Annotated in this window: 19 protein-coding genes; 11 read left to right on the top strand and 8 right to left on the bottom strand. The window is 35.3% G+C overall.

What is annotated here, in order from left to right:
• Positions 1 to 470 precede the first annotated feature (470 nt).
• Positions 471 to 2,813 carry a CHASE domain-containing protein gene (locus tag ABEG11_RS15040; RefSeq protein ID WP_348824993.1) on the top strand — a complete coding sequence of 781 codons (2,343 nt, stop codon included), beginning with the start codon at positions 471 to 473 and terminating at the stop codon, positions 2,811 to 2,813.
• 13 nt (positions 2,814 to 2,826) lie between these two features.
• Here ABEG11_RS15040 and ABEG11_RS15045 read toward each other — a convergent pair whose 3' ends face one another.
• The 4 genes from ABEG11_RS15045 to ABEG11_RS15060 all read right to left on the bottom strand — a co-directional run bounded on the left by ABEG11_RS15045 (position 2,827) and on the right by ABEG11_RS15060 (position 5,519).
• Entirely contained in the window at positions 2,827 to 3,651 is an 825-nt protein-coding gene (locus tag ABEG11_RS15045) for an NAD(P)H-binding protein (protein WP_348824994.1), read from the bottom strand.
• A 1-nt stretch (position 3,652) separates the two neighbouring features.
• A complete protein-coding gene (locus ABEG11_RS15050; protein WP_348824995.1) occupies positions 3,653 to 4,090 on the bottom strand; it encodes a DUF2752 domain-containing protein in 438 nt (145 codons plus the stop codon).
• Positions 4,091 to 4,096: 6 nt separating this feature from the next.
• Positions 4,097 to 4,477 (bottom strand): DUF4234 domain-containing protein, encoded by a 381-nt coding sequence (locus ABEG11_RS15055; RefSeq protein WP_348824996.1) that lies wholly within the window; start codon positions 4,475 to 4,477, stop codon positions 4,097 to 4,099.
• Positions 4,478 to 4,568: 91 nt separating this feature from the next.
• Positions 4,569 to 5,519 carry a 2-hydroxyacid dehydrogenase gene (locus ABEG11_RS15060; RefSeq protein WP_348824997.1) on the bottom strand — a complete coding sequence of 317 codons (951 nt, stop codon included), beginning with the start codon at positions 5,517 to 5,519 and terminating at the stop codon, positions 4,569 to 4,571.
• A gap of 209 nt (positions 5,520 to 5,728) precedes the next feature.
• On the opposite strand from ABEG11_RS15060, the gene dcm reads away from it, so the two are divergent.
• On the top strand, positions 5,729 to 6,967 hold the full coding sequence (gene dcm, locus ABEG11_RS15065) for a DNA (cytosine-5-)-methyltransferase (protein ID WP_435302847.1): 1,239 nt from the start codon (positions 5,729 to 5,731) through the stop codon (positions 6,965 to 6,967).
• Here dcm and ABEG11_RS15070 read toward each other — a convergent pair.
• A complete protein-coding gene (locus ABEG11_RS15070) occupies positions 6,943 to 7,707 on the bottom strand; it encodes an Eco47II family restriction endonuclease (RefSeq protein WP_348824998.1) in 765 nt (254 codons plus the stop codon). The two genes, dcm and ABEG11_RS15070, sit on opposite strands and share 25 nt — an antisense overlap.
• A 191-nt stretch (positions 7,708 to 7,898) precedes the next feature.
• Here ABEG11_RS15070 and nhaA point away from each other — a divergent pair, with 191 nt between their 5' ends.
• The 8 genes from nhaA (at position 7,899) to ABEG11_RS15110 (ending at position 19,525) form a co-directional block, all read left to right on the top strand.
• Entirely contained in the window at positions 7,899 to 9,044 is a 1,146-nt protein-coding gene (gene nhaA / locus ABEG11_RS15075; RefSeq protein ID WP_348824999.1) for a Na+/H+ antiporter NhaA, read from the top strand.
• A 117-nt stretch (positions 9,045 to 9,161) separates the two neighbouring features.
• Positions 9,162 to 9,824, top strand: coding sequence for a hypothetical protein (locus ABEG11_RS15080; protein ID WP_348825000.1), 663 nt, complete (start codon positions 9,162 to 9,164; stop codon positions 9,822 to 9,824).
• 31 nt (positions 9,825 to 9,855) lie between these two features.
• On the top strand, positions 9,856 to 11,859 hold the full coding sequence (locus ABEG11_RS15085; protein WP_348825001.1) for a hypothetical protein: 2,004 nt from the start codon (positions 9,856 to 9,858) through the stop codon (positions 11,857 to 11,859).
• Between the two features lie 4 nt (positions 11,860 to 11,863).
• A complete protein-coding gene (locus ABEG11_RS15090) occupies positions 11,864 to 13,234 on the top strand; it encodes a hypothetical protein (RefSeq protein ID WP_348825002.1) in 1,371 nt (456 codons plus the stop codon).
• A 157-nt stretch (positions 13,235 to 13,391) separates the two neighbouring features.
• Positions 13,392 to 15,233: a DUF1800 domain-containing protein gene (locus tag ABEG11_RS15095; RefSeq protein ID WP_348825003.1), complete on the top strand. Its 1,842-nt coding sequence runs from the start codon at positions 13,392 to 13,394 to the stop codon at positions 15,231 to 15,233.
• 10 nt (positions 15,234 to 15,243) lie between these two features.
• On the top strand, positions 15,244 to 16,851 hold the full coding sequence (locus tag ABEG11_RS15100; RefSeq protein ID WP_348825004.1) for a DUF1501 domain-containing protein: 1,608 nt from the start codon (positions 15,244 to 15,246) through the stop codon (positions 16,849 to 16,851).
• A gap of 148 nt (positions 16,852 to 16,999) precedes the next feature.
• Positions 17,000 to 17,506, top strand: coding sequence for an outer membrane beta-barrel protein (locus ABEG11_RS15105; protein ID WP_348825005.1), 507 nt, complete (start codon positions 17,000 to 17,002; stop codon positions 17,504 to 17,506).
• A gap of 105 nt (positions 17,507 to 17,611) precedes the next feature.
• Complete coding sequence (locus tag ABEG11_RS15110; protein ID WP_348825006.1) at positions 17,612 to 19,525, top strand: M1 family metallopeptidase; 1,914 nt, start codon at positions 17,612 to 17,614, stop codon at positions 19,523 to 19,525.
• 65 nt (positions 19,526 to 19,590) lie between these two features.
• Here ABEG11_RS15110 and ABEG11_RS15115 read toward each other — a convergent pair whose 3' ends face one another.
• Positions 19,591 to 20,130, bottom strand: coding sequence for a DMP19 family protein (locus ABEG11_RS15115; protein WP_348825007.1), 540 nt, complete (start codon positions 20,128 to 20,130; stop codon positions 19,591 to 19,593).
• A gap of 208 nt (positions 20,131 to 20,338) precedes the next feature.
• Between ABEG11_RS15115 and ABEG11_RS15120 the strand changes: the two genes are divergently transcribed.
• On the top strand, positions 20,339 to 21,226 hold the full coding sequence (locus ABEG11_RS15120; RefSeq protein ID WP_348825008.1) for a 3-keto-disaccharide hydrolase: 888 nt from the start codon (positions 20,339 to 20,341) through the stop codon (positions 21,224 to 21,226).
• An 85-nt stretch (positions 21,227 to 21,311) separates the two neighbouring features.
• Here the strand turns inward: ABEG11_RS15120 and ABEG11_RS15125 are convergent, their stop codons facing one another.
• On the bottom strand, positions 21,312 to 21,731 hold the full coding sequence (locus tag ABEG11_RS15125; RefSeq protein WP_348825009.1) for a lipocalin family protein: 420 nt from the start codon (positions 21,729 to 21,731) through the stop codon (positions 21,312 to 21,314).
• 12 nt (positions 21,732 to 21,743) lie between these two features.
• Positions 21,744 to 22,076 (bottom strand): hypothetical protein, encoded by a 333-nt coding sequence (locus tag ABEG11_RS15130; protein WP_348825010.1) that lies wholly within the window; start codon positions 22,074 to 22,076, stop codon positions 21,744 to 21,746.
• Positions 22,077 to 22,187: the final 111 nt, after the last annotated feature.

A 22,187-nucleotide genomic window follows, 5' to 3' on the forward strand; every position in this document is an offset into this window, starting at 1 on the left:
TTATTTTTTGATAAAGACAATCTGTCCAATAACCTTTCGATATATCCGCCAATAGCAATTTTATGAAGATCAGGAGCAGACAAAGTCAGGCAAAGGTAAGATTAAAACTGTGTTTTTTTACTGTAAATTTTATAGGAAGTTTTTTGAAATTAAATTCATGAAAATCATCCGGTTGCAACTTACGTGAGTGTTGTAACAAGTTCTGGGTGATTTTTGCATGGTTTTTTTCAAAGCATCTAAGATTTTACTTTGTAAAAACCGTAAAAAAGACTACTTTGTTTTTTGAAATTAATAAGTTTTTAACATAATTTTTCAGTATTATTATTTTTTATTAATTTGTCTTGATTGTTGAAAATATTTTTAAAGGTTTCCATACCGATTTCATACTTTTAAAACAAAATCATATTGCGATCAAGGCAGAGAGCCATCCTTTTCTATAAATTAATTTGATAGCCGAAGAAATAATTAAGATGCCAAATGTAAGACACACAAAAAATAGTATTGCAAAAAACCACAATCCATTGTGGAATTCTTTTGTAATTCTATTAATTGGGCTTATAATAACTTTTTGCGTTTCCCGTTATGTCAGCCAATATGATGAATCTCAGTCTCAAAAAGAATTTGTTCTGGGGTGTAATGAGGTTAAAACAAAGATTTTCTTCCGAATTAATCTGCATGTACAGTTCCTGCTCAACGCTTCTTCTTTTTTTGAAGCTTCCGAGTTAGTCACGCGGAAAGAATGGGAGCAATTCAATAAATTTTCTACAGTAAGCGAAAATTTTAAAGGAGTTCAGGGTTTTGGATATGCGCCTATTGTAAAAAAAGAACAGTTAAAAAAACACATACAGAATATCCAGAAAGAAGGATTTTCCAATTATGCAGTTTATCCTGCAGGAGAAAGGGATTTTTACACATCTATCATTTATCTTGAACCTAATAACGAAAGGAATGCCAGGGCTATGGGTTTTGATATGTTTTCAGAACCAGTCCGGCGCAAAGCGATGGAACAGGCGAGAGATTATAATATACCAGTATTGTCTGGAAAAGTTGTGCTGCGGCAGGAAACCAAAAAAAATATGCAGGCTGGAACAGTAATTTATGTTCCAGTATATAAAAATGTACCGGTAAATACGGTAGCAGAGCGGCGTTCCGCTATATTGGGATGGGTTTTCAGCCCTTTCCGGATGAATGATTTAATGAAAAGTATTTTAGATGAATGGAAGTCAGAAGGCAACAAAAATATTGATTTGAAAATCTACGACGATGAGATTATCACTCAAAAAAAATTATTGTTTGACAGTCACTCAGACAGTACAAAAAGTGATGATACAAAGTTTAGAACACGGATACTTCCAGTTGTGTTTAATAATAAAAAATGGACTTTGGTATTTTCCCAGCCATTGAAAAGTACCTTTTTCTTTTCAGGAAAAACACTCATGGCTGCAATTGGCGGTACAGTTATAAGCCTGCTGCTGTTTGCACTTTCTTATTCCTTATTAATTACAAAACGGAGGGCCAAAGCTATTGCGTGGCGTCTAAGCCTGGATCTGTCGATAAAAAACAAAGAGTATGAGCGCATAAATAATTCGCTCAAAAAAAATTACAAAAAATTAATTTCCTCTAAGGAAAAACTAAAAGAAGCGATCAGTGAACTGCAGAAAGCCAAAATAAAAGCAGAAGAAAGCGACCAGTTAAAATCAGCTTTTCTCGCTAATATGAGTCATGAAATCAGAACTCCAATGAATGGAATTATGGGATTTGCCGAATTATTGAAAGAAGCAGATCTAAGCAGTGAAGAACAGAAAAATTATATTGAAATTATCGAAAAAAGCGGTACCCGTCTGCTTAATATTATCAATGATATTGTCGATATTTCAAAAATTGAAGCCGGGCAGATGAACGCTGTTTTTTCTGCGACAAATATTGATGAACTGCTCCAGTACATACATACTTTTTTTAAGCCCGAAACACAGGAGAAAGGAGTGCTTCTTGTGCTCAAAACGCCTTCAGACGGCGAAGAAACCATAATCAGGACAGACCGCGAAAAATTATATGCCATTCTTATCAATCTGGTAAAAAATGCCATCAAGTTTACTATCAAGGGAATTATAGAATTTGGATATACAGAAAAGGATGATCATATAGAATTTTTTGTAAAAGATACTGGAATAGGAATTCCAAAAGACAGGCAAAATGCCATATTTGAACGTTTCATTCAAGCTGATTTCAATGATAAAATGGCGCGTCAGGGAGCTGGCCTCGGTCTCTCTATTGCAAAGGCCTATGTAGAATTGCTTGGCGGTAAAATCAGGGTAGAAAGCGAGCCGGAAAAAGGATCCATGTTTTACTTTACAATTCCAAGCAAGGTTAAATTGGAAGAAAATTATTGTACAGAAAACATTATGCCGGCAAATCAATTTGACTGCGAGATTCCAAAACTGAAAATATTGATTGCAGAAGATGATAAAATATCCAGATTGTTAATTCTACAAGTTCTAAAACCATTTGGTAAAGAAATCATAATAGCAAAAACAGGGATCGAAGCGGTAAAAATCTCGCGGAACAATCCCGATATTGATTTAGTTTTGATGGATATGCAGATGCCACAGATGAATGGATATGAAGCAACAAAAGAAATCAGGAAGTTTAATAAAAAAGTAATTATTGTCGCGCAGACAGCTTTTGCACTGGAAGGCGATAAAGAAAAATCAATAAAAGCAGGATGCGATGGCTACATTTCTAAACCAATTAAAAAGGAAGAATTGTCCAGGCTGCTGCAATGCCATTTTGGCCAGCAGCGAGAGCTTAATTAATTTTAGTTTTTGTTTATAAATTTGGTTTTATATACTGATATTCCAAAACCTTTCCAGCTTTTTCACCCGAAATCAGTTTGTCTGCCGAAGGTTTTGTATGGTCAAATTTAGGCGGTGATAAGTTTAGTCCTGCCGCTTTTCCAGTATAATATTTCTCTCTTGTGGGATGAAAAGGACTAACGCCATTGTAGATTTCGTTCCAGGAATCAGTGGTTATAATTTTTAGAATTATGCCAATGCAATCCTCTTGATGAATAAAGTTAATACAGGAATCAGGGTTTTCCAGATTTTCTTTTCCTGCTAGAAATTTAATAGGATTCCGGTCTTCGCCAATGAGTCCTCCAAAACGCAGAATCGTAGTTTTGAAACTGTGATTTTTTTGCAGCATCGTTTCTGATTCCAGTAATTGTTTGCCGCTTTCGGTATCAGGATGGGGAAGGGTTTCTTCGGTAATTGTTCCGTTGACTTCACCATAAACCGAAGTGGAACTTATAAAAAGCACATTTTTCACATCAGATTTTTCGAGAAGCGGAATCAGGTTTTTTATTTTTCCGACAAATGTTTTTTCATTTTCTGCGGTAGAGTCTTCTTTTTTTCTATTCAGCTGAGGAGGAATATCGATAATTAAAGTTTTGCTTCCGTTGAGAAAATCCTGAACATCACCATTTATCTTTTTGCTGTCAAGCGAAACCAGAAAAGGCTTAATTCCTGATGACTTTAAAGCAGGAAGTTTATTTTCGGATGTGGTCGAACCTTTCACAGAAAATCCATTTGTCAATAAGGCTTTCGCTAAAGGGAAACCCAGCCAGCCACAGCCTAATATGCTTATTTGTTTCATTTTATTTCCAGATGGATTCCTTTAGAATGGAGTCGTAGGTATTGTTTTCTATAAAATAAGTTATTCGGACTAATTGATAGCAGATTAAAAAACAGGCTAAAACATAAGCTAGTTTTTTATTGTATAAAATTCCGTTGAAATATTCTTTTTTGGTAATTAATTCGGCTGCTAAAACTATTATTGTCACCAGACAAAACAGTACCACAAACGGCCCTAAAATATGATAATAAAAACTTTTATATAAATCACCTTGATAAAAATACACCAATGACTTTGTTATGCCACAGCCTGGACAAGGAAACCCGGTAAGCATTTTAAAAGGGCACAACGATTGATCCGTCTCCAGATGGTTATTCTGATTGTGAAGCATTAAAAAAAACGGAACTATAAGAGTTATTACTGCTCCTATAATTCCGAGTATTTTTCGTTGTCGTTTCATTTTTTATTAATACAGCTTATTGATTTCGCTTTGTACAATCATTGCGGCAACCATTGGGAATAATAGCCCTAAAATTAAAAATAGGATAGAATCATCTTTAACTGTAATACCCATTCTTTTTTGTGCAGCTGGCAAACCATCTTTTCCAACCAGATAAAAGAAATAAGCATTTACAGGGAAACAGCATCCTGCAAAAATTGCAATTGGCTGCGAAATTATTTCTCTTTCAGCAACGGCATTCAGTACTTCTGATGCTTTAATGTTCCAATAAATCAAGTATAATCCACAGGTTACAAAACCTAACAGCAATACAATAATTGGGTCAACTTTAAACACAGGAATAGGGTTCTTAGGGGTATTCCAAGTTTCTTCTGTTTTAATTTCCATAATTTATTAATTAAATGATTGATAGTAATGGGACTAAATTATAAAAATTAAGCAGAATTATAACATATTAAACAATTAAAATCTTACAGTATTATTTTTTATTGTATAAAGCCTTGATTTTATCTACAATAACCTGTGCCAGACGCTCGTGACTTTCATAAGTCCAGCCTGCAATATGCGGTGTCAAGATCACTTTTCGACCATCCAATAAATACTGAAAAGCTTCTGGTGTATTTTTGTCTTGAAAGAGTGTTTCGAAAGACAATTTTTCGTATTCCAAAACATCCAAACCTGCTCCAAGAACTTTTCCAGATTCCATTGCGGTAACCAAGTCGGCAGTTATGATATTTTTTCCTCTCGAAGTGTTGATAATCCAGATGTTTTTTGCGAAAGCATTAATAAAATCCAGATTTACCATTTTATCAGTTTCAGGAGTCCACGGGATATGCAGGCTCAACACATCTGTTTTTTGCTGTAATTCCTGCAATGTTACCTGTCTGGCATTGGCATCGCCCACATTTTCCTTGATGTCATAACACAAAACTTCCACATCAAAACCGCGCAGTTTTTTGGCAAAGGCTTTACCCATGTTCCCGTATCCAATAATCCCAACTGTTTTGCCATCGAGTTCATGTCCGCGGTTTTTTTCCCTGTTCCATTCACCCACACGGATTTCGCTATCGGCTATATTTAATTTATTGAAAAGTGACAAAATCATTCCCAGTGTATGCTCGGCAACGGCATTGCAATTTCCTTCGGGTGCGGCAATGAGCGAAACGTTTTTGGAACTGGCATAATCACAGTCAATACTTTCCAATCCTGCTCCAACTCTGGCTATAAACTGCAGATTTATTGCCTTATCAAGAAATTGTTTGTCAATCTTAAACCTGCTTCGGATAACTATGCCTTGATAATCTTGAATCTTGGCTTCAATTTCTGCCTTGGAAGAAGTAAAATCGGCGTGATTAATAAATCCGGCTTGTTCCAATTGCTCCCAAAGCAAAGGATGATTGCTGTCGATATGTAGAATTTTGATGTCCATAATGCGGATTAGTAAATTTTAGTTTCAAAATTAATTAAAATATAATGGTTTGACAGAAGATTTTCATTTTAAAAGTTCATCGTCAAGAATTGATGAATAAATCCATTATAACTGTTATCATTTGCACTTTTTTTATCATTTTTGTTTTGGAAGTTTAAAATGTTTTCTATTATATTTGTAACCAATGTCTAATGTTGTATAATTTGGTTATGAGTGAATATTTAACTATTTCAGAAACAGCAAAGTTGCTTAACAAGAGTACAAAAACATTACGCCGTTGGGATGAAGAAGGAAAACTTTCTGCTGTTCGTGAACCTATGAGTAATTATAGAGTTTATAGAAAGGATGATGTTGAAACCTTATTTGCTGATTTTCTTCAGAAAGATGTTAGAGAAACTATTTCCAATTTTGTCGAGCCCGAAAATGAATACAAAGTTTTAGAATTGTTTGCTGGTGCTGGAGGTTTGGCTGTCGGTCTGGAAAAGGCGGGTTTGAAGTGTGTCGCACTCAACGAAATTGACAAATTTGCTTGTCAAACATTACGTAAAAATCGTCCAAATTGGAAAGTCTTGGAAGGTGATATAAAAGCGTTTGATTTTTCTGAATATCATAATAAGGTGGATATTGTGACAGGTGGATTTCCTTGTCAGGCCTTTAGTTATGCGGGGAAAAAACTAGGATTAGCCGATGCCAGAGGAACTTTATTTTATGAATTTGCTAGAGTTGTAAAAGAAGTTAATCCACCGATTTGTATTGGCGAAAATGTTCGTGGCCTGCTGAGTCACGAAAACGGAAAAACCCTGCAAGGAATGATATCTATTCTGGATGAAATTGGATATAACGTAGTTCCTGTACAGGTATTGAAAGCAATAAATTTTAAAGTTCCTCAAAAGCGTGAACGCCTGATTTTAGTTGGTATAAGAAAAGATATTGATTTAAAATACGAGTATCCAAAGCCTTATAAGAAAATTTATAATTTAAAAGATGCCTTGAAAAAAGGTGAATTATTCGATACAAATGTTCCAAAATCAGATGGTGCTAAATATCCAAAAAGTAAAATTGAAGTATTGGATTTAGTTCCTCCCAAAGGTTATTGGCGTGATTTACCTTTAGAAATTCAGAAATCCTTTATGGGCGGAAGTTTTCATTTGGGTGGCGGAAAAACTGGTATTGCCCGAAGAATTGGTTGGGACGAACCTTGTCTGACCTTAACTTGCAGTCCTGCTCAAAAACAAACAGAACGTTGCCATCCCGAAGAAACCCGACCTTTTACCGTTCGAGAATATGCCCGCATTCAAACTTTTCCTGATGATTGGAGATTTGAAGGTTCTATTGCCCAGCAATATAAACAGATAGGAAATGCTGTTCCTGTAAATCTAGGGAAAGAGCTTGGGTATTCGATTGTGAAATTTTTAAACCGATATTATAGCTTGTCAAACCCTAAATAATAACTGTAATTTTCGAATGTTATTTGGTCCAAAATACTACGTTTAGAAATTTCTGTTTCTTTTTTTATTTCGTCAATAGCAGAATTTTCAGCGATTGAATTGTTATGTTCGATAGAATGTAAATAGTCTGCTATTGCTACTGGTAAAGCTTTGTACAACTGTAAAAGAGCGTCTTGTTGTCCTGAAAGCAATGCGTAAAACTGATCGCCCGAAATTTTGTAAACTCGGCTGTGACTATATTCTTTACCATTGATTTCGCCTTTCCAGAGTTCATTAAAACTATTTTTTGCTAAAATCTGAACCCAATAGCATTTTGCTTTTTTGTAATTATCTGCATAACGAGCCAATTTTTGAAACAAACTTTCTGCCGAACTGCTATTCATTGTATTATGTTTGTTTTTAATGTCAGCAAACAAAGTATCGTCAGTAGCTTTAATATCGAAACCACTCAAATTTCCAACTTCAAAACCTTTAATTCCGCCTAAAATCTGTTCGTGAAATGTGCCGATTGAATTATTAATAGACTTGTCTATTTGTCTTAAAATTTCAGATTGAATGAGGCTTTCTTCATCAATATCATTAAATTTTGCGTCAAAAGTCAGCTTTATGGCATCTACCTTATTTGAATAAAAATTTTTCTTAGTGATATTGTTTTTGGCTTTCAAATAAGACTTATGAAGATTGCCCACACAAGTCAATAAATGTTCGTCCGATATAAAATTTACATACTTATTTTTCATTAATCTTTGTTGTTACAATTGGTAGCTAATATAGTATTTTTCGTGTAATCTTTTAGGTTATGGATAGTATTACGCTGGTCAAGCAGGATGACAGATCACTATACACTAATGTTTTATTGACATTTGCCATTTGAACCCGAATTAATTTACAAATGCTTAAATTAGCGACTCCTATTTAAATCTTTTAATACATGAAACTCACAAAAACGTTTGCCGATTTCTTTCAAAGCGAAAAAGCGGGTGGCATACTATTGCTTATTGTAACCATAGTTTCATTATTATTGGCTAATTCTGCTATTCAAACCGAATATATTTCTTTTTGGGAAACCGAAATTGGACATCATTCCATCACACATTGGATTAATGACGGTTTGATGACCATTTTCTTTTTATTGATTGGATTAGAACTAGAGCGCGAAATATACCATGGTGAATTGTCCGATATCAAAAATGCTGCGCTTCCTATTTTTGGTGCATTAGGCGGTATGATTATTCCCGCTGGAATTTTCATGGCTTTAAATTACGGAACACATACTCAAAATGGAGCCGGAATCCCAATGGCTACCGATATTGCTTTTGCCATTGGCGTTCTTTCCTTATTGGGCAACAGAATTCCTGCCTCGCTAAAAATATTCTTGACAGCACTTGCTGTTATTGACGATTTAGGAGCGATATTAGTTATTGCTTTATTTTATACCCAGACAATTGCATTTGATAATTTATTGATAGCATTTGCCATTATGGGCTTCTTATTTATTTTGAACAGACAAAAAGTGCATAATTTAATTCCCTATTTAGTTGGCGGAGGATTCATGTGGTATTTTATGCTCAATTCTGGCGTGCATGCTACTATAACAGGGGTTTTACTGGCATTTGTCATTCCGTTTGGAGATGGAGGAGAGAAAACTTCTTCCTACCGGTTACAGCATTTTTTGCATACGCCAGTAGCTTTTATTATCCTGCCCTTATTTGCTATTGCCAATACCTGTATTGCCATAAATGGCGATTGGCATGAAGGATTAAGCCATGTGAATTCTATTGGAATCATACTTGGGCTAGTAGTGGGAAAACCGTTGGGAATTTACTTGTTTTCATTAATAGCAGTAAGCATAGGAATCTGCAGACTGCCAAATGATTTAAAATGGAAAAACATTCTAGGTGCAGGAATGCTGGGCGGTATCGGATTTACTATGTCTATTTTTATCACTTTATTGGCTTTTAAAAATAATGGAGAAGAAGTAATAACCTATTCTAAGATTGCTATTTTAATTGCTTCTTTTGTGTCGGGAACTTTTGGTTTTATCTGTTTGAGAGTAACTTTCAAAAAAAACGATTAAAGTCAAATATATCTGGATAAAAAACGTGACGAAAAAATCCATACAACAAAAATTATCCTTTTCTTTGCAATCCATTGCTTACAAACTGAACCCGTAAAATTGTGAAGCAAAAACACTATGATGAAAAAGATTTATTTTTTACCCTTATTATGCTTTACCTTTTTGTTTCAAAGCTGTTTTGAAGTCATTGAAGAAGTGCAGATGAAAGATGATGGATCGGGTCATTTTAATTTTGTAATAAATTTGAGTCAAAGCAAGACAAAAATAAATTCGATTTTAAAAATGCAAAAAATAAACGGTTATGATATTCCATCCAAAGATGAAATCAGGAAGGAAGCTTCAAAAATAGAAACATTGGCACAGAACACAGCAGGAATAGCCAATGTAAAAACCAGCATTGACTTAACGAATTATATTTTTGCAATTAATCTTGATTTTCAAAAAATAAGCTGTCTTAATGCCATTTTTTTAAAGCTGAAAAACAGCAGAAAAATAAGCCAGGCAATTGCTACAGATTATTTTACTTTTAATGACAAAAAATTTGTCCGCAGTCAAAAAGTGCCTATAAAAGCATTATATGACAAATTAGAAAAAAGCGATAAGGAAGTTTTTCAAACAGCTAAATACACATCGGTTTACAAATTCGATTCTACTATAAAATCATTTTCAAATAAAAATGCTACACAGTCCAAAAGCAAAAAGGCTATCAAATTAAATGGGTCTGTTTTAAATGTGATTAATGGAAATGAAAAAATAGAAAACACCATTATGCTTAACTAAATTCATTCAATTACAATTATTTATAATATATATGAAAAATTATTTTCTCTTCATTGCTGCTTGTTTTTCGGTGACATTATCTGGCCAGGATTTAGCTGGAAAAGTTCCTCAAAACGCTCCTTTTGCATTGTGCTTTAACAGCAGAAACCTAACAGATAAAGTAGCAGTAAAAACGATTCAGGAATATCCTTGGATGCAGGCCTTACTGGACAAAGAATTAAGTTTTCTGCCAAAGGATCTGAGCCAGACTGGAATTGATTTTTCTCGTAACCACTATCAATATTATGTTACCAGGGATACTGTCATGAATTATGCAATATTAATTCCACTAAGCAATGCAGTGCAGTTCGAAAAATTACTGCAGCATAAATATGGCGATAGCTTAAAGGTAAAAAAACAAGCAAACTATACCAGTGTAAGTACTTCCAAGAATCATCACTTGGCTTGGAACGATAAATTTGCCGTTTATGTAAATGCCAATTATACAAAACAAAACAAGAACTATTACACAGAACCATATTCGGATCTTACATACATAGACAGTGCCGCTGTAGTGGTTGATTCGGCAAGCGTGAATTATGATTATGCAGCGCCTGCATATATCCCTGAAGAAACAGCCGCCGCTCCTGTCGCAAAAAAGTCTAATAAAACCAAAGGCAAAGCCAAAAAAGGAAAAAAATCTAAAAAAACGGCTAAGAAAATCCCTGAACCAACCTTAGAAGAGATTTATGCCGCACAGGACAAAGCTCAGGCAGAACTGGAAGAAACCAATAGAAAACTTCAGGAACTGGAATTAAAAAAGACTGACTCTATTGAACGATTGAAAATAAACTCGGTTGTGGAGCTTATATTCAATGAAAATTTTGGTGATTCAAAAGAAAAATCAGCTGTAAATACAGCTATTTTCAAAGATAATGATGCCAAATCCGATTTCTATGCTTTCGCAGATATAGATGCTTTAACCACTCAATTGTACAGCAGTTTTGCAGGAAGCAACAAAGCTTTTCTTGGTCTTTATAAAACGGGAATTTTAAACAGCAATTACCACATCAATGGCTATTTTGAAAAAGATAAAATAAGGCTCAATCAAATGATTACGCCCAAAAACGATGAAACCAAAAAATCATATCAGGAAATGTTTGCTTCAAAAATGGATAAAAGCATGCTCAATTATGTTGGGAACAACATCATGGGATATTACTCCATCAGTATGGATACAGAGGCTGTCATGAATTATGAATACAAGGTTTTAAAAAGTACCATAAACTCAGTTTACCAATCGTACACAAAAGATGCAACAGGCAATGAAGCAGATGTTATAATTGATGCCATTGCTTTATTTCTGGACGAAAAAGCCATTGCTGATTTAGTTCCTGGTAATGCAATTTTTGTTCTTCATGATCTTAAAAAAGTAAAAAGAGATTACATTACTTTCGAATACAATGAAAATTACGAACAAGTTGAAACCACTAATACTAAAGATGAAATCCAGCCCGATTTTACTTTTCTTGCAAATACCCGGAACGAGGCTTTTGTGAATAAGCTGCTTAAGCTTCCTCTAAACACTGATAAACTTACAGGAACCGACTATAAGCTGACTAATGGGTATTACACTATTCATTTTGAAAAAGACAATCTATTGGAAAACTTGTATTTTGGACTGAAAAATGGTGTATTGATGATAACTTCTTCTAAAGAAAATATTGAAAATCTTATCCAGGAGAAAGTGATGCCTCTGCAATCTGGTTTTAAGAAGTCTATCTCTAAAAACAATTCTTCAGGGTGGTTTGATCTCCAGAAAATCATCACTGCTTCCAAAACGGAGTCGCAAGCTGGCATTAGCGATAATTACTGGGAAATCGCATTGAAAAATGCTGGTGAAATTGCAGTGGAATCCAAGGTTAAAAACGGTGCAATTACTTCTGAATTGACCTATACAATTAAAGGAGAACACGCCAATAGCTTACAATACTTTTTTGATGTGATCAATGATTTATATGCCGAAAAGCAGAAAGAAACAATCGTTACCGAATAAACTCATGAAGAGGATACAAAACTATTCTCTTAAAACAGCCATACTTTTTATTGTAATAGGAAGTATGGCTTTCCTTTACTGGTACGGATTTTACAAACAATTTGATCAAGAATACATCCCGGATAATGCTGATGGAGTTGCAATTGTCGATATCAAGAATATTAGAAATCATTTTGTTTTTTCCTTCCTCAAAAATCCTTCGCAATGGGGCGGAAGAAAGGGGTCTGAAACCAGAAACAGTTTCAGTTTTTCAAGCTGTGGACTCCAGACACCAGATTTTTTAAGTTTTTTCCATATACAGAACCAGCCACTCAACCAGTGGTGTTTTGCTGCCAAAATTGAGAATGAAGCCAAATTTAACAAGGCTCTGATTGACTTGCATTTTGTGAAAAATAATGTCAGAAATCCATTTAGCAGTTATTATTCTAAAATCAGAAAAGTCAATATTATACGTTATGGAAATCAAGTTTTATATTGCACAAATACCCCAAAAGAGCAAAAATCAAGCGTTCGAATTGCCGAAGATTTATTTATAAAAAAAAACTGTTTTGATTCCAGAAAAATAGAAAAGGCAATAAAAAACCCGAATGCTGTCACCATTTGGATCGAGAAAAATTACCTGCTTACTGAAGATGCAATCATTACTATAGCTTTGAAAGAAGATGAAATCACAGCTCAAGGACAGTTGAAGCTGAAACCAGAATTTAGAAAAACAGCGTCTTTTATTCAAAATCCAGATGCGCTGCTGTCATTAGGAATTAATTTCGGCATGATTCGTGAACATTATGCAATTACGCATGATAAAGCAAAAATCAGCAAAATAATTGGTTTTAATGTAGATTCCATTTTAATGTATCGTCCTGCTAAGACCGAATTAGTGCTTCATAATATAATTGAAAAGAAAGATACGGCAATTACAACTGACTATGATGATGATTTTAATCCAATAAAAAAGACCGTTGTGCATTCCATTCGTGAACCCTCGTTTTATTTCTCAATGCAGACGGATAACTCCAGAAAAATCTATGATTATTTAAAAAATCAAAATGCAATTGATGGTCATCAGGTGTTTGTCAATTTTCCTTTTGCAAAAACCAGAGCTTTTGCCAAAAACAATTTTTTTATACTTGAAGCCAATTCTCCTAAATATCCGGTTTCAAAATCTTTCAGCCCTGAAATTGGCTTTCTGCAGATAAATTTCAGTAAAATACAAAACAATGACTGGAATTACATGATTGCAAAAAATAAAAACCTGAAGTTTTTAAAGTCCTTCAAAACTTTTGGAATGTATCTTACGGAAGAAAATAATACAGCTCTTTTTCGAGCCAATCTGAAAGCAAAAGAGGGAAAAAGGCTGATTGAAATTATGGAATAAAATCTAAAAAACGATTTTTTAAATTTTTATGTTATTTACTTACAAAACAAGTAAAAATACGTGTTTTAACGTTTTATATATACCTGCTATGCCGATTTCGATATATTTGTCGTTTGTAATTTGTCATTAAACGAGACAGATAATTGAAATTATATCTATGGGAAACAATACTCTTTCTAGGCGCGACTTATTTGCTAAATTACTTAAAAGACTTTTGAAAAGTGCGCAGGAAAAAGACCCTTTATTCGAAAAATATTCCCGTAAAATCTATAACGGACGCCGTTATTCATCTTTAATCAGTCTCAAAAAAGACCTCACTGGAAAACCTGGTTCGATGACAGAACGTGTTACAGAGGTTACCAGCGGACTAGCCCCATATACTGGTTTATGGACCATTTCGGAAGCATTGCATTTACTAAAAAGAACAGGTTATGGATTCAAAAAATCCGATGCTGACATGATATTGGGACTAGGCATGAATCAGGCTGTAGATTTAATTCTGACTGTCGACAGTACTCCTCCACAGCCACCAGTAAATCATTATGGAAAAGAAAATCCAGATGAAAATGGGCTTCCTTATGGAGCAGATTGGACCAATGATGCTTTTGTCTCAAATGATATTGGCGGTGATACTAATGGTCACCGCACATCGAGTTTGAGTTCTTGGTCATTGGGACTTGCCTTTAATCAGGATATTACGATTCGTGAGAAGATGACACTTTTCTGGTATCATTTTATCCCGGTAGATTTCGAATTTGTAAAACAGTCTTCCAATGAATTTTGCAATACGAATTCTGCTCGAATCTGCTACAAATACATGAAAATGTTCCGTGATAATGCTGTCGGAAATTACAAAACTTTGATACGTGAAATGGCTACACAGCCAGCAATGATGTTTTATCTGAACAATCAGGCGAATACCAAATCTGCTCCCGATGAAAATTTTGCCCGAGAAGTCATGGAGTTGTTTACCCTTGGCAAAGATGAAGACAGCCAATACACCGAAGCCGATGTGATTCAAGCGGCAAAAGTATTGACTGGATGGAGAGTACAAAATTTGAATACCACCGCCGAAGCTACCAATTTTGTTGACAGTCTGCACGATACATCAACCAAAAGATTTTCCTCTTTTTTTAACAATACAGTGATTCCAAATACTGGAGCTGGTGAGCTGGATTTATTTATCGATATGATTTTTGCGAAATCGAAAGTGGTATCCGAATACATCTGCAGACGATTATACCGTTTTTTTGTCTATTATGATATTGATGCTCATATCGAATCGAATGTCATAGTTCCTCTGGCACAGCATTTTGTTGCCAATAACTGGAATATACTTCCTGTTCTGGATAAGCTTTTTAAGAGTGAGCACTTTTTTGATATGGCTAATAGGGGTGTGTACATCAAATCTCCTTTGGATGTTATTGTGGGAACCATGCGTACCTTCAACATCAATTATAATGTACAGAACTCAACTGATTATGAAGCTCAATATCATATCTGGAACCAGTTTAATTATGCCATGTATGACATGCAGCAATCTATTGGAGCGATTCCAAATGTGGCGGGATGGCAGGCATTTTATCAAAAACCATCCTTTCATGAATATTGGATTAATTCAAATTCTATTCAGCGGCGTTACGGACTTATAGAATATTTATTTTACGGTTTTGATATCGAAAAAAATGGGGCAACCACACGAATGGAGGCTGATGTTATTGCTTTTGTCAAACAATTTCCAAATGCCATCTGCGAAGATCCGAATTTATTGGTGCATGAATGTATACAATATTTACTGCCAATAGATTTCAGCCTGAATGCCAAAAACGCAATCAAGACCCAAACACTTTTAACAGGCCAGGATTCCGATAATTATTGGACCAGGGCTTGGCAATCCTACATAAGCAGCCCAAACGAAATGACATTATCTATCGTAAAAACCAGAATCCGAAGCCTGCTGCTTACAATCGTTGAATTTGCTGAATATCAGTTAATGTAATTTATAAGAAATGGAAAGAAGAAAATTTATAAAGACAACTGCTATTGCTTCAACAATACCATTGGTTTTTAATCATATTCCAGTGCTTGCTTCATCCCAAATCGAGAGTGAAAGCTTGCAATTGCTCGCAGCAGCCGCAGCGGGTTGTGGCAAAATATTAGTCATTATTCAGATGAATGGCGGCAACGACGGCTTGAATACAGTTTTGCCTAGAGACAAATGGAGCGAATTGACCAATGCACGTTCCAATATTTTGATGAAGGAAACTGATGTTTTGCCTTTGCATTACAACGAAACAACAGGTTTGCATCCTGCGATGAAAGAAATGCAGCAATTGTACAATAACGGAAAAATGCTGATTGTTCAGGGAGTTTCCTATCCGAATCCAAGTTACAGCCATTTTAGGGCTACAGATATTTGGTTTACCGCCTCGGATAGTGACAAGACATTGCAGTCTGGATGGTTAGGGAGAGCATTAGACAGCATGTACCCAAGTTTTCCGACAGCTTATCCCAACAAGGATATGACCGATCCATTAGCAATCCAAATAGGTTCAACTTTGCCTTTTTCATTGCAGGGGCCAAAAATCAATATGGCTTATAGTGTATCAAGACCCGAGGATTTATTAAATGTAATCAATGAAACTTCAGATCCGGCTCCAAACTCCGATTATGGTCATGAGCTTACTTTTTTGCGATTAATGAAAGACCAGAGTAATGCCTACAGGCAGACTATTCAAAAAGCATATAACGTTCCCAAACCGCAATCGGCCGATTATCCTAATAAAAATGGGCTGGCAGATCAATTAAAAATTGTAGCAAAGCTTATCAATGGAGGCTTGCAGACACCCATTTATGTGGTGAATCACCCAAAAACTTTCGATAGCCACGAAAATCAGGTTTTGGATAGTGACAGGACTTTAGGAAAGCAAGCCGAAAATCTGGGTATGCTGTCGCAAGCGATAGGTGCTTTTCAGCAAGATTTAAAATTGATGGGCAAAGCCGATATGGTAACAGGGATGACTTTCAGCGAATTTGGGCGCAGAATCAAGAGCAATGACAGTTCTGGAACCGATCATGGATCTGGTGCGCCAGTACTTTTCTTTGGAGCGGCACTAAATACTGGACGAGGTACGGTTGAGGGAACAGCAAATCCTGTTTCGGGGATGATTGGCACTTCGCCAGATCTGCCACAAAATGCAGCTGTAAATGATCAAGTACCTTTCCAGCATGATTTCAGGCAGATATATGCTACAATTATGCAGGACTGGTTGTGCATGACCGAAGAACAGTCTGATGCGGTATTGGGAGGATCTTTTGAAAAACTCCCTATTTTTAAAACAGACAAATCGATTTATTATCCAAATACCGACTTTGTAAAGATTTTTCCAAATCCAGTGGTTAATAATCAGATTAATCTGCTGTTTTATAATTTTATAAACAGTACAGTTGAGGTATCTATTTACACAATGCTTGGCTCGAAGCTTTTTGGGAACATGTACGCTGTCGATGGAGATATTTTGAGTTTTACTCCCAATCAAATACTCGCTTCAGGCACTTATATTGTCCAGGTACTTTATAATGGGACCAAATTTTCAGCCAAAATGATTATTTTGTAAAAACACTTTAGAATTAGTAAATACCTGCAAATTATGTAATTAAAAAAAGAAAGATTGTAACAGTTTTTTAAAAAGTTTAATTGATCCAGAAAATGATTAAATAAAACATAATAAAACTATATTTTTGCGTTGTATTAAAAAAAAAATTATGAGAAGACTTATTTTAATTATTGCTTTTGGTATTTTATCAAATGGCGTATTTGCTCAAAATCCGTTAGGAGAAGGGAGAACACAAATTAACGCTGGTGTTGGTATTTCTGGCTGGGGAGTTCCAGTTTATGTAGGTTTCGATTACGGAATTTCAAAAGACTGGTCACTTGGAGGACAGCTTTCATTTCAAACTGACGATGATCATTACAATGGTTACAAATATGAATCATCCGCCATTGGAATAGGAGCTAATGGAAATTATCATTTCAATAGAATAATGAATATCCCTCGTGATTTCGACTTCTACGCAGGAGCGAGTCTTACCTATTACATTTGGGATTATGATGATCATTATGATGGGCACGATCCCGATAATACTTCCTTAGGTCTTGGATTGCAAGTAGGGGGACGTTATTTCTTTAATGATAAGTTTGGTATAAATTTAGAATTTGGAGGAAATACAGGTACTAGCGGTGCTAAACTTGGATTTACTTTCAAATTGTAAAAAAACATATCAGTATGATATACAAGAGGCTGTCTGAAAAGGCAGCTTCTTTTGTTTTGGCAAAATGCGAAAGGATTGATTATATTTGGTACAAATAGAATTCAGATGAAAAAAAGCTTTTTGCTGATTGTACAGATTGTAATGATTTCGGCTTATGCCCAAAAAAATACTAGCCATATATCCGATATTGCCCAGCAGGAGCAAAAGCTGGCAGTAAAAAAAATGTACTGGAGCGTGAACCCAGATACCCAAAACTATGATATAACCTATCAAAAACTTGAATTCACTGTTGATCCTGCCAAGTACTTTATTTCTGGCATAGTAACTAGTACCTTTACAGCACTTTCTGATATATCAACCGTAACTTTTGACTTAACTGGTCAGCTTACTGTAAGTACTGTTATTAGAAGCGGAGTTTCGCTACCTTTTGTGCAGCACAGCAACGAACTGGTCATAACTTTGCCAGCTGTATTGACAGCAGGCACTCCCGCAACTGTCGAAATCCGATATTCAGGAACCCCAGCAAGTGGTGAGCAGGCTTTTAATGTAACAGCTCATGATGGTGTTCCAATTTTATATACGTTATCAGAGCCTTATGGTGCACCTGACTGGTGGCCCTGCAAGCAGGATTTGAATGATAAAATAGATGCAATAGATGTTTATATTACAGCACCATCGCAATATGTAAGTGTTTCCAATGGAACTGAACCAGAAACTCCTGTAATTAATGGCACCAGCAAAACGACTCATTTTCACCATGATTATCCAATTCCTGCTTATCTGGTTGCTATAGCGGTGACAAATTACAGTGTCTATAACCAGATTGGCGGAACTGCACCCAAACAATACCCTATTGTTAATTACATTTATCCTGAGAGTTTGGCTGCTGTACAAGCACAATTGGATCAGACACCATTGATTCTGAATTTATACGAAAGCCTTTTTGAAATTTATCCATTTCATACCGAAAAATATGGGCACGCCCAGTTTGAATGGGGTGGAGGAATGGAACACACAACCGTTTCTTTTATGAATAGTTTTGGCAGGGACTTGATAGCTCATGAAATGGCACACCAATGGTTTGGTGATAAAATTACTTGTGGTGCTTGGAATGATATCTGGCTAAACGAAGGTTTTGCCACGTATGTCGCTTCTTTAGTCATAGAGAATTTTGACGGCCAGACAGCTTTTATTTCAGAAAAAAACAAAATGATTAACAATATCACCTCCAAAACCAATGGAGCTGTCTATGTAACTGACGCTGAACTTTCGGACGTGAATAGAATCTTCAGCTCTCGTCTAACTTACAACAAAGGGGCAATGGTTCTTAATATGCTTCGATTTAAAATGGGTGATGCAATGTTTTTTCAAGCCGTAAAAAATTATTTGAAAGATCTGAATCTTGCTTATAAATATGCCAGAACGCCCAATCTGCAATCTCACTTAGAAGCGGTTTACGGCAGCAGTCTTACAGAATTTTTTAACGATTGGGTTTATAATCAGGGATATCCAAGTTATTCCATAACAGCACAGAATTTAGGCAATGGCCAGGCCAAATTTACAATCAGCCAGACGCAATCTGATGCTTCGGTTTCTTTTTTTGAAATGCCTGTGCCAATCCGGGTTTTTGGGAGCGGAGGACAGCAGTTGGATTTGGTTTTAAATAATACTGTCAATGGAGAAAGTTTTACAGAAAATGTTCCTTTCGCAATTACAAGCTTCACATTTGATCCCGAAAAAAATATTATTTCCAGAAACAATTCAGTGAATTTAACTCGAAAAAAGTTCGAATTAACTTCGTTGCAGCTGTTTTTAAATCCCGCCAATCAGCTTCTTTCACTTGATATGTCTGGCGATATAAAAATTGAAAAGGTACAATTTTTCAATATGGCTGGACAAAAAATAAAAACTACAAGTTCAGCATCTTCCTGGGATATCAGCTCTTGGGCAACAGGTGTTTATTTCATCAATGTAAAAACTGATTCCGGCTCCCAGCGTTTAAAATTTGTAAAACAGTAAGCCGAAACTATTTCGAAAATCCAAATTCAGCAGTCCATCAGGCTTTTTCTGTTAATTTGCAGGAGTTATTCTCTTTTAATCTCGTGCCCGGCAAATTCCTCTAATGTGGCAAACATGTCGTCTATAGAAAGCACTTCGGTATCTGGGTGCGATTTCAGGAAATTAGCATTCAGCTCAACTAAGTTTTCTTCAATCTCAAAAAATGTATCGCTGATTAGCAAATCCCTAGTAGGATTTACTCCTTCCAGTTTGCCTTTCAGGAATTTATTGAGCTTTACACTGCTCATTAATTTTACTTTTTTGGAAAGCTGCTGGAATAATTCCAGATGTTTCTCAGCCCCAATCAATGCTAAACCTTCTTCAATCAATTCGTTTAACTCGGAGTTCCATCCCGAATGATGTACAAATTTTGCAAAATTACCAGTAATATACTGGGTGTAATAATAGTCCAGATAATAACTCATAAGGGCATCTTCATGAATTAAATCATCATCAATTTTTTCTTCGCGCATCAGGTTGATTACCGAGATATTAGAATTGATAATATCTTGAGGATTTCCGCTATTTGCAGCGGTTTCCGAAATAATGATTCTGCCAAATTCCATGTGCGTCTGTTTAAGGTTTTGAGTGCAAATTTCGGATAAAATAATGAGAGGGTTTATGTTTTTTTTGCATGAAATAAAAACATAGCAGCAGAAATTAAAGTTTATTGCACATAAAAAACAGAAAGGCTTTTTTATTTGCACAAATATTCAAACTGCATATTTAATAAAATCCTTAGTTTTGTTACTATTAATTTTCCAAACCACCCTTATGAAAAAATCATTTTTAGCCTTAGTTATTGTGTTTCTTTTCACTTTAACTTCTTTAACAAAAAATACTTGCAGCAAAGATGATGGCTGGGTAAATTTACTGGACGGCAATCTTAGCAGGTGGGAAATGTATCTTAGCTATAAGCACAAGGATGGATATAATGGTAAAATTCCGAAAGACAGTGACGGAAAAGAAATTCTGCCAATTGGTTACAACAAAAACGTGAACAATATGTTTACAGTAATCCAGGAAAACAATGAGGCTGTACTCAAGGTTTCGGGTGAATATTATGGCTGTGTTTTTACTAAAGAAAAATTTAAAAACTACCGTTTGAGGCTGAAAGTAAAATTTGGTACCAAAAAGTGGGAGCCTAGATTAGATAAGCTTATGGATGCTGGTGTTTTGTATCATTCACAAGGTGAGGCAGGTGTTGATTATTGGCGAGCCTGGATGCTATCGCAGGAATTTCAGATTATGGAAGGCCATTTTGGTGATTACTGGAACATCGCCAATGCTGCTATCGACATACGTGCATATATTTCAGAAGGTTCGATGAATTCAGTAGCTGACGAAAGCCAGAATTTTATCCCTTTTGGGACACACACGGAGAATACGGGTTTTTGTATGCGAAAAATGAGAGCCGATACGCCTGATAATGGCTGGACAGAAATTGAACTAGTTTGTTTTGAAGGGAAAAGCCTCCATATTGTAAACGGTAAAGTGGTTATGGTTCTGCAGAATTCGCGCTATTTTGATGGTGAAAAATTCCAGCCGTTGACAGAAGGAAAAATCCAGTTGCAAAGTGAAGCTGCTGAGGTATTTTATAAAGACATCAAAATAAAACCCATACAGAAAATGCCAGCAGAATTCGAGAGATTTTTTAGATAAAAACAATATTTATTAAAATATAAACAGAAAGTGACTAGGCAGTCACTTTCTGTTTATATACATTGCTTCTCAAAATCGGGTATAATTACCTGATATAAACAGAAACAGCATTTCCGTTTTTCAGCTTCAGCTCATTAACAGTTAAATTAACAATATCATACGTTGTTGATGTACCACCTATGCTTAGTGTTAATTTACTGCCCGATCTGGAATATGTTCCAGATGTAGTCGTAAGCGCACATGGACTGATAGTAGAATCGTAGTCGCCAGATTCTAGTGTATTATTAATCTTTAGATTAATAAAATCATGGTCACAGCCGCTTACATTTTGTGGCGGATCAGATAATGTTTCGGTTCCATTAATATTGGTGCCTACTTTTACAATATCCCATTTACCCTCTATAGGTGCAATTGTTTCCCCTTCGTTTTCGTCATTAGAATTACAAGATGCTGAAAATAATCCTATGCTTAATAATAATGCCGCTATTATCCTTTTAGTTTTCATGGCTCACTGTTTTTAAAAATTAATAATGACTAAATTAGCTTTGCAGTGCATGAATTCTGTTATATAATTATCGATATTTTTTACATTATTAATATTGAAATGCAAGAATACAGTGATTTTTATCAATAAAATTGCCGAAATAGCATTGTGCAATAAATTGTTTTTTAGTGATTTAGCGGTCAGATTGGAATTGCCATTGTTTTTTTTCTGATTTATCTTGGTGATCAGAGTTTTCAAACGCAAAGCCTTTTCTTTCTTCTCTTCCTGAAGTTTAGCCTTTTTTCGATTGAGCAATTTGGTATGCAAAGCCTTGTTTTTGGTGTTTTTTTCAGGTCCTTTTGGCATAATTTATATTTTCTGATGATTTCTTTGCAAAGATATAAAAGACACTCTTTTATGACACATCTGCCCATAAAACAAATTCTTTAATTCTATTGATTTACAAGTCTGAAAGAA

The sequence above is a fragment of the Flavobacterium aestuarii genome, assembly GCF_040049115.1.
GTDB lineage: Bacteria > Bacteroidota > Bacteroidia > Flavobacteriales > Flavobacteriaceae > Flavobacterium > Flavobacterium aestuarii.

Bases quoted from the DNA above. Each gene is read 5' to 3' on its own strand.
- ABEG11_RS15105 (WP_348825005.1), top strand. From the start codon at position 17,000: ATGAGAAGACTTATTTTAATTATTGCTTTTGGTATTTTATCAAATGGC.
- ABEG11_RS15100 (WP_348825004.1), top strand. From the start codon at position 15,244: ATGGAAAGAAGAAAATTTATAAAGACAACTGCTATTGCTTCAACAATA.
- ABEG11_RS15115 (WP_348825007.1), bottom strand. From the start codon at position 20,130: ATGGAATTTGGCAGAATCATTATTTCGGAAACCGCTGCAAATAGCGGA.
- ABEG11_RS15095 (WP_348825003.1), top strand. From the start codon at position 13,392: ATGGGAAACAATACTCTTTCTAGGCGCGACTTATTTGCTAAATTACTT.
- ABEG11_RS15090 (WP_348825002.1), top strand. From the start codon at position 11,864: ATGAAGAGGATACAAAACTATTCTCTTAAAACAGCCATACTTTTTATT.
- nhaA (WP_348824999.1), top strand. From the start codon at position 7,899: ATGAAACTCACAAAAACGTTTGCCGATTTCTTTCAAAGCGAAAAAGCG.
- ABEG11_RS15085 (WP_348825001.1), top strand. From the start codon at position 9,856: ATGAAAAATTATTTTCTCTTCATTGCTGCTTGTTTTTCGGTGACATTA.
- ABEG11_RS15130 (WP_348825010.1), bottom strand. From the start codon at position 22,076: ATGCCAAAAGGACCTGAAAAAAACACCAAAAACAAGGCTTTGCATACC.
- ABEG11_RS15125 (WP_348825009.1), bottom strand. From the start codon at position 21,731: ATGAAAACTAAAAGGATAATAGCGGCATTATTATTAAGCATAGGATTA.
- ABEG11_RS15050 (WP_348824995.1), bottom strand. From the start codon at position 4,090: ATGAAACGACAACGAAAAATACTCGGAATTATAGGAGCAGTAATAACT.
- ABEG11_RS15045 (WP_348824994.1), bottom strand. From the start codon at position 3,651: ATGAAACAAATAAGCATATTAGGCTGTGGCTGGCTGGGTTTCCCTTTA.
- dcm (WP_435302847.1), top strand. From the start codon at position 5,729: ATGAGTGAATATTTAACTATTTCAGAAACAGCAAAGTTGCTTAACAAG.
- ABEG11_RS15110 (WP_348825006.1), top strand. From the start codon at position 17,612: ATGAAAAAAAGCTTTTTGCTGATTGTACAGATTGTAATGATTTCGGCT.
- ABEG11_RS15120 (WP_348825008.1), top strand. From the start codon at position 20,339: ATGAAAAAATCATTTTTAGCCTTAGTTATTGTGTTTCTTTTCACTTTA.
- ABEG11_RS15070 (WP_348824998.1), bottom strand. From the start codon at position 7,707: ATGAAAAATAAGTATGTAAATTTTATATCGGACGAACATTTATTGACT.
- ABEG11_RS15060 (WP_348824997.1), bottom strand. From the start codon at position 5,519: ATGGACATCAAAATTCTACATATCGACAGCAATCATCCTTTGCTTTGG.
- ABEG11_RS15040 (WP_348824993.1), top strand. From the start codon at position 471: ATGCCAAATGTAAGACACACAAAAAATAGTATTGCAAAAAACCACAAT.
- ABEG11_RS15055 (WP_348824996.1), bottom strand. From the start codon at position 4,477: ATGGAAATTAAAACAGAAGAAACTTGGAATACCCCTAAGAACCCTATT.
- ABEG11_RS15080 (WP_348825000.1), top strand. From the start codon at position 9,162: ATGATGAAAAAGATTTATTTTTTACCCTTATTATGCTTTACCTTTTTG.